10 protein-coding genes and 1 other annotated feature are annotated in these 7,180 nt (G+C 40.9%); of the genes, 2 read left to right on the forward strand and 8 right to left on the reverse strand.

The genetic code is table 11. The annotated features are described in order from the left end of the window. Positions 1-117 precede the first annotated feature (117 nt). Positions 118-522, forward strand: a complete 405-nt coding sequence (locus tag SB660_RS17120; protein WP_003216690.1) for a hypothetical protein — start codon at positions 118-120, stop codon at positions 520-522. A 17-nt stretch (positions 523-539) separates the two neighbouring features. Here the strand turns inward: SB660_RS17120 and SB660_RS17125 are convergent, their stop codons facing one another. From SB660_RS17125 to SB660_RS17160, 8 genes are all read right to left on the reverse strand, one after another. Continuing rightward, positions 540-806 (reverse strand): DUF1294 domain-containing protein, encoded by a 267-nt coding sequence (locus SB660_RS17125; RefSeq protein WP_058015110.1) that lies wholly within the window; start codon positions 804-806, stop codon positions 540-542. A 63-nt stretch (positions 807-869) separates the two neighbouring features. After that, positions 870-1,229: a 50S ribosomal protein L20 gene (gene rplT / locus SB660_RS17130; RefSeq protein WP_003216409.1), complete on the reverse strand. Its 360-nt coding sequence runs from the start codon at positions 1,227-1,229 to the stop codon at positions 870-872. A gap of 31 nt (positions 1,230-1,260) precedes the next feature. Next, positions 1,261-1,461, reverse strand: coding sequence for a 50S ribosomal protein L35 (gene rpmI / locus SB660_RS17135; protein ID WP_003216324.1), 201 nt, complete (start codon positions 1,459-1,461; stop codon positions 1,261-1,263). Between the two features lie 24 nt (positions 1,462-1,485). Further along, entirely contained in the window at positions 1,486-2,001 is a 516-nt protein-coding gene (infC, locus tag SB660_RS17140; protein ID WP_034620611.1) for a translation initiation factor IF-3, read from the reverse strand. 71 nt (positions 2,002-2,072) lie between these two features. Next, positions 2,073-2,204: a sequence feature (ribosomal protein L20 leader region), on the reverse strand. Between the two features lie 129 nt (positions 2,205-2,333). Beyond that, a complete protein-coding gene (gene lrgB, locus SB660_RS17145; protein WP_170966027.1) occupies positions 2,334-3,029 on the reverse strand; it encodes an antiholin-like protein LrgB in 696 nt (231 codons plus the stop codon). A gap of 14 nt (positions 3,030-3,043) precedes the next feature. Further along, positions 3,044-3,487, reverse strand: a complete 444-nt coding sequence (gene lrgA / locus SB660_RS17150) for an antiholin-like murein hydrolase modulator LrgA (RefSeq protein WP_058015109.1) — start codon at positions 3,485-3,487, stop codon at positions 3,044-3,046. Positions 3,488-3,624: 137 nt separating this feature from the next. Beyond that, positions 3,625-4,362 carry a LytR/AlgR family response regulator transcription factor gene (locus tag SB660_RS17155; protein ID WP_044139936.1) on the reverse strand — a complete coding sequence of 246 codons (738 nt, stop codon included), beginning with the start codon at positions 4,360-4,362 and terminating at the stop codon, positions 3,625-3,627. Continuing rightward, entirely contained in the window at positions 4,359-6,116 is a 1,758-nt protein-coding gene (locus SB660_RS17160; protein WP_410583495.1) for a LytS/YhcK type 5TM receptor domain-containing protein, read from the reverse strand. Before SB660_RS17160 ends, SB660_RS17155 begins: the two co-directional genes overlap by 4 nt. Positions 6,117-6,291: 175 nt before the next feature. Between SB660_RS17160 and SB660_RS17165 the strand changes: the two genes are divergently transcribed. Beyond that, positions 6,292-7,071 carry an HAD family hydrolase gene (locus SB660_RS17165; RefSeq protein WP_061409040.1) on the forward strand — a complete coding sequence of 260 codons (780 nt, stop codon included), beginning with the start codon at positions 6,292-6,294 and terminating at the stop codon, positions 7,069-7,071. Positions 7,072-7,180 lie beyond the last annotated feature (109 nt).

Below are 7,180 nucleotides of genomic sequence, written 5' to 3' on the forward strand. Positions count from 1 at the left end.
ACGATCTTTTTATGAATATTTTTTCGTTTTCCGAAATATTTTTTTAAAAAAAGTTGAAACCTTTTGCCCTTTTCATTCGTAGTACATCAGATAACGGTATTGGAGGTGCATCCTGTCATGTTTGTAATCCTCATTAGACTAGCTCTTGTTGCACTGCTTGTCTACATCTTCTACATGGCGGTAAAATTCTTCTCAAACCCGAGAAGAAAGCTGAAACAAGCACAATTAAAAGAAGGCTTTTATTTTATGGACGAACAGCAAAATGCACGTAAAAATTTTAATTTCGTCTATAAAGGTGTCTTGTTTGAAGGGGAAAAGCATGTTCCTTCTAAGGATCATCCTCTGTTTGTCCACTCCATTTACGTTTGGACGGAGTCACCTGAGAAGCTAAGTGAATTTACATTAGAAGACTTTGAAAAATTGGAGGAAAACATTATCGAACGTTATCCTCAAACAAAAATTGATTGGGATCAGCCCATTAAAAAAATCAAACAAAAAAAAGGAGCAGACACGCCGTCTTGATGGCGTCTGCTCCTTTTTCAGATGAACTTGATATATCCTAATATAATCAACTGCACGATGATTAACACTGGCATGCCAATTTGAAAGGCAGGATGTTTTGTTTTATGACGAAAATACTGCATCCCTAGATACGATCCAGCAGCCCCAAAAAGCACGGCAGCACTCCATAAGTGCGCCTCTGAAATTCTCCATTTATGCGCTTTTGCCCGGCGCTTGTCCTCTCCCATGAGAAAGAAACCATAGCCATTTACCAAAATCAGCAGCACAATCAACGCGATATTCATTCATTTCACCTCACATGATGAGCAAAAAAGATCACCCCTCAACGGAATGATCTTTCATATGACTTACTTGTCTAGTTGTGCTTTTGCAGCATCAGCAAGCTGATTGAATGCACTTAGGTCATTCACAGCAAGGTCAGCAAGCATTTTGCGGTTTACTTCGATACCAGAAAGCTTTAGGCCATGCATTAAACGGCTGTAAGAAAGACCGTTCATACGAGCTGCAGCATTGATACGAGTGATCCATAGTTTACGGAAGTCACGTTTTTTCTGACGACGGTCACGGAAAGCGTAGTTTCCAGATTTCATCACCTGTTGGTTTGCTACTTTATATAATCTATGTTTTGAACCGAAATAACCTTTTGCTAATTTAAGAACCTTTTTACGACGCTGACGCGACACAGTTCCGCCTTTTACTCTTGGCATTGTAATTCCCTCCTATGATTCCTATTCCAGATTACTTGATGTTTGCAAGTTGTTGTTTAATACGTTTGAAATCTCCAGCACTTACGATTGCGCTCTTACGCAATTTACGTTTTTGCTTTGTAGATTTGTTAGCGAACAAGTGACTTGTGTACGCATGAGAACGTTTAAGTTTACCAGAACCTGTTTTTTTGAAACGTTTAGCAGATCCGCGGTGAGTTTTCATTTTTGGCATTGGATGTTTCCTCCCTCTGTTACTTTACTTTTCGACTTTTGGTGCAAGCATGAGGAACATGCTGCGTCCGTCCATCTTAGGTTTTGTTTCTACTGTTGCTACTTCAGCGCAAGCTTCAGAGAAACGGTCTAACACGCGCTGTCCGATTTCTTTATGCGTAATCGCACGGCCTTTAAAGCGGATAGAAGCTTTCACTTTATCGCCCTTTTCAAGGAATTTGATTGCATTGCGGAGCTTCGTGTTAAAATCATGTTCATCGATTGTCGGGCTCAACCGAACTTCTTTTAAGCTAATGATTTTTTGATTCTTACGTGCCTCTTTATCCTTCTTCTGCTGTTCGAATCGGAACTTACCGTAGTCCATGATTCGGCAAACAGGTGGTTTTGCATTTGCAGCAACTAACACAAGGTCAAGATTGGCTTTCGTAGCAATTTCCAGAGCTTCCTGGCGGGTTTTAATCCCCAGCTGATCGCCATTTTGTCCGATCAAACGAACTTCACGCGCACGAATACCTTCATTAACTAATTGATCTTTGCTAATAGTGAGCCACCTCCATGAGATTTTGAATTGAGTTCACAATTCATTTTGACCATTTCGTTGTATGTTTTACAGGCAAACAAAAAGTGTGGGCATATAAAACACCCACACTGCGAACATTTGCATGAAAAAATAAATGTACGGTCAACCTGTCAACTACAAACACGTGTCAATCAGGTGAGAAGCGGGTGCTTCTGCTTGTGATATCTATTCAATTCGTTAATTATTCTACACAATTTTCATTCGTCCGTCAAGTAACCGAACTCTTGAAACAACTTTTTCATCTTAGCATGATTAAACGAATAGGGCAAGGCTTTTTCAAAACAATGACGCCATCAAAGAATGAATTGCATAAAGATTGGGATGACAATGACGGTCACAACTCCTACGACCACAACGGCGATACTTGCCATGGCCGCCTCCACTTCACCCATCTCAATCCCAACAGAGACGCCAAGTGCATGTCCTGATGTACCGAGTGCAAGCCCTTTTGCCACTGGATTTTTAATTCGAAACCATTTTAAGAAGAAAGCACCTAGTGCATACACGATGACTGCATTAAAAATGACCGCAAAGGCTGTGATATCTGCAATTCCGCCAATATCCTTTGCAATCGGAAGAGCAATCGCAGTCGTCGCTGCCTGCGGGAGCATACTTTTCATTACCGCTGCATCAAGATGAATTCCTTTTGCTACGACATACACAATTGTAATGGAACAAAGTGATCCTACAAAAATAGCGGATAAAATCTGCCACCAATATTTTTTTAGCAATGCACGCTGCTTATAAAGCGGGATAGCGAAAGCAATGGTCGCGGGCTCTAAGAAAAACTTAATAATCTTGCCGCCCTCATTATAATCTGCATAGGAAAAACCGCCAATTTTTAAAAATAAAATACCTAACACCATGGCCACAAAAAGTGGTGTAAATAAGAAGAAGCCTTTTGATTTTTTAAATAAGAATGTACCGATTCCAAAGGCGACTAATGAGACGACTATACCAAAATAAGGACTCATCGTACTTGTACCCATCCTGCATCTCTCCTTTAATGCGTACTTGAAGCTGGTTTATTAGAATGAGAAGGAGTCGATTTGCTCTCCTTTGTCTCTTTACGTTTCTGTGGTTTTTCTGATAATTGCAAGAGAAGCTGTGAGAATAGCCCTGTCGCTGCAAGTAACATAATCGTTGCAATGATGATGACACCAACGACTTGCACACCTACTTCTTGCATGACACCTAGTGATTGAATAACCGAGATACCAGAGGGAACAAATAGAAAGCTAATGAGCCCTGTCAATGATGTACCTAATTGCTCCACTTGCTCCAGTTTGACGATTTTCGTTGTCAGCAAAACAAATAATAGAACTAGACCAATCACAGATGCAGGCATCGGAATTGGTAAATACATTGAAATGAGATTAGAAACGAACATTACGGTTGCAAAGATAAATGCTTGAGATAGAAATCCATATACTTTAGTGGCACTCATGCCCCTTCACCTCTTTCTTCGACTGCCCTCAGTATAAGGCATGAAATAAATGAATGAAGCGTTTACAATCAAACTCGCCAGATTTAATGAATGAAATGCAGAAAACGAGTATTGAAATACAAATAAAAAAAGCCGTCCTATTCTAGCAGGAGCGACTTCTTTAGTTCCTTGGCGTAAGTACGGCTGACTGGAATAATCGACCCGTCTGTCATATGCAGATTATACGTCGAATTAAACCACGGCTGTACTTCTTTCATATGAGAGGTGTTCACGATATAGCTTCGATGAACCCTCATAAAGTAAGCCTCAGGGAGTTTCTTTTCAATGACCACAAGCGGTTCTGTGACCTCGTACATGTGATCCTTTGTTTTCACAACCTTTTTCCCCTCACTAAGCCCTACATACATGATCTCTTCTACTTGCAGAATGACAATTGAGTCATCGACTGAGATGGCTAATTTTTGCTGATGGGGAATTTTCTCATCTGACAGCTGATGGTCTTGCGTCTCAACAGACTTCCACTTTTTAAACTTTTGGATCGTCTGCAATAGCCGTTCTTCATCAAATGGTTTTGTTAAATAATCAAGCGCACTGACCTCAAACGCCTTTAGCGCATATTGATCAAAGGCTGTGGCAAAAACAATCGCTGGCGGATCTGACATTCGGTTAAGTCTTTTGGCAATATCAAATCCATTTTCACCTGATAAATCAATGTCTAAAAAGAGCAAGTCCGGCTTATGATCCACCATCCGGTCAAAAGCAGATTCTATATTTTCTGCTTCCTCTATTTGAACATCCTCTTTCGTTCTGCGTAATAAGTATTTTAATTCATCCCTTGCTAACACTTCATCATCTACGATTAATACGTTTATCAACGAAAATCATCCTTTTTTACATAGTCCATTGGAATGCGAAATGAGATGTCAGTACCTTGGCCGCTATGAATAGATAGAGCGGCTTGTCTCCCAAAAATCCCTCTTAACCGCTGATCTAAATTAAAAAGAGCGGTACCTGTTCCTTCTTTGGATTCAACAGGCGCTTTTAATAGCTGAGCCATCTTGTCATTCTCGATTCCTTGTCCATTATCCGTCACTTTCATATTGACATGCCCATTTTTCATCACAGCGGATACGATGACTTCACAGCTCGTTTGATGTTTAGGAAAAGCGTGTCTCACTGCATTTTCAACAAGCACCTGAAGCACAAATGGCGGAATCATCACCTGCTCAAGCTCCTTTTCAATTTGAAAGGTCACGTGGTATTTATTTGGAAACCTTGCTTGTTCAAGTGACAAATATGCTTCTACATGCTGCATTTCTTTATGAAGTGGAATGAGCAGCTGGCGGGCGCCTTGCAAATTGGATCGAAAATAAATACTCAGCTGCAGCAGCAGTTTCCTAGCCATCTCTACGTTCGTTCTGCACAAGACAGAGATGGTATTAATGGCGTTAAATAAAAAGTGCGGATTCACTTGCGCTTGAAGCGCTTTGATCTCTGCATCTTTTAGCAGGCGGCTTTGGGTTTCTGCCTCTCCAAGCTCAAGCTGTGTGGAAAACAGCATCGCCAAGCCTTCTGCAAGCTCCTCCTCTACCCTGCTTAATCCGACCGGAGAATTAAAATACATTTTTAACGTTCCGATCGTTTGACCATTAGAGGTGAGGGGCAGCACAATCGCCGCTTGGAGCGGACAATGGGTGACTGAACAATTGATTTCGTCTTTCGAATGCGCCTTCATAATTTTGCCGCTCATCAATACTTGTTTCGACAGTCCTGTAATCAGGCTTTTCGATGGAATATGATGATCCGTCCCATCTCCAACATGCGCTAAAATCTTTTCTGTATCGGTTAAGGAGACCGCATCTGTTTCTGTTAATCGATGAATGATCTCCGCCACACTTTTACATGACTGTTCATTTAACCCTTGGCGGAAGAAAGGCAGCGTTTGATCGGCGATTGAAAATACACGGTGTGTCTGCATCGCCTTTGCCTGCTCTTCTTGCCGAATGACTGACTGTAAAATCGATAAAAAGATAAAGCTGCCAATTCCATTCACAAAAATCATCGGCAAAGCAATGATACTTACAAGCCCCCAAGCATCAGCAAATGGCTTTGCAAATAGAAGGATAATGATCATCTGCAAGGATTCCATTGCCACACCAAAAAGTGCGGCTTGGCGAGGTGTCACCATTCGATTCTTCCGCTTAAACCTGCTGCCGACATAACCTGCAATCACACCGGCTAAAATTGAAGAAATCGCACAGCTGAGTGCCGTGCTTCCTCCTAATGAATAGCGATGAATCCCAGCTAAAAGCCCTGCGCCAATGCCAACAAATGGCCCTCCTATTAATCCGCCCATTTCGATCCCCATAATTCTAGTATTGGCAATCGAACTTGATGAGCCGAGATGATAGGAAAACTCATGATTCATGACCATCTGCTGCTGGATTTCAATTCCTGTGTAATTGCTGATCATACTAAAAGAAGCAAAAATAAAGACAAGGACTGCCTTTTTTCGAAACCCTTCATTATGAAGTAATAGATTGCGAAAACCCTTCACATGGGCAAGCACAAACCCTAAAATAACGATGATCCCAACACGCTCGATCATCATAATAATTAAATGAAGCAATCCTGCCACCTCAATTGATGTATGTATTATTTACTGTCTTTCTATTCTATCATGTGCGGTCAATGTTCAAATATCTCTCAAATCTTTTCTTTATTGCTCTCATCTTCTATTGTAAAATGAACTTGAGCCGTCACTTGCAATTGAAGGTAACACATACATAACAAGGGAGAAGATCATGAAAGCCGTATTTTTCGATTTAGATGATACTTTGCTTTGGGATGAAAAAAGCATTCACACCACTTTTCAGGAAACATGCCGCGAAGCGGAAAAGAAATATGGACTGAATCCAGAAACATTTGAACAGATTGTTCGTGAAGAAGCAAGAAAGCTGTATTCGTCCTATGAAACATATGATTATACTGTCATGATCGGAATTAATCCTTTCGAAGGACTGTGGTCCAATTTTAGTGAACCGATTAGCGAAGGCTTTCAAAAATTGAATGCCCTTGCTCCAGAGTACCGCAAGAACGCTTGGACCAATGGCTTAAAAGAAGCAGGAATTGACGATGAGGCATTTGGACAATATTTGGCTGATTTCTTTGCAGCCGAGCGGAGAAAACGCCCCTTTGTCTATGAAGAAACGTACCCTGTTTTAGACCGCCTGAAAGGCAGCTATGAATTGCTCCTTTTAACAAACGGAGATCCTAGTCTTCAAAAAGAAAAACTGGCCGGTGTTCCTGAGCTTGCACCTTATTTTAATGAAATTGTGATTTCAGGAGATTACGGGAAAGGCAAACCTGACCCTGGCATCTTTGAGCACTGCCTTCAGCTGTTAAATCTAACAAAAGACGATGTGATCATGGTTGGAGACAATCCAAAAACAGATATTCTTGGGGCATCTCGCGCTGGTATTCAAACCGTTTGGATCAATCGACATGGTAAAAAGAATGAAACAGATGTAACGCCAGATTATGAAATCAAAGACTTACATGAATTGTTTGATATATTAAAATAGAACAAATGAAAAAACACCCTTCTCCTGACGAGGGGACTGACCCCATAAGATGAGACAAATAAAAAACACCTTCAAGTTTGAAAACGGATCGTTGTGATCCGAAATAAAA

The organism is Bacillus sp. SIMBA_005 (assembly GCF_046535585.1).
Lineage (GTDB): Bacteria > Bacillota > Bacilli > Bacillales > Bacillaceae > Bacillus > Bacillus pumilus.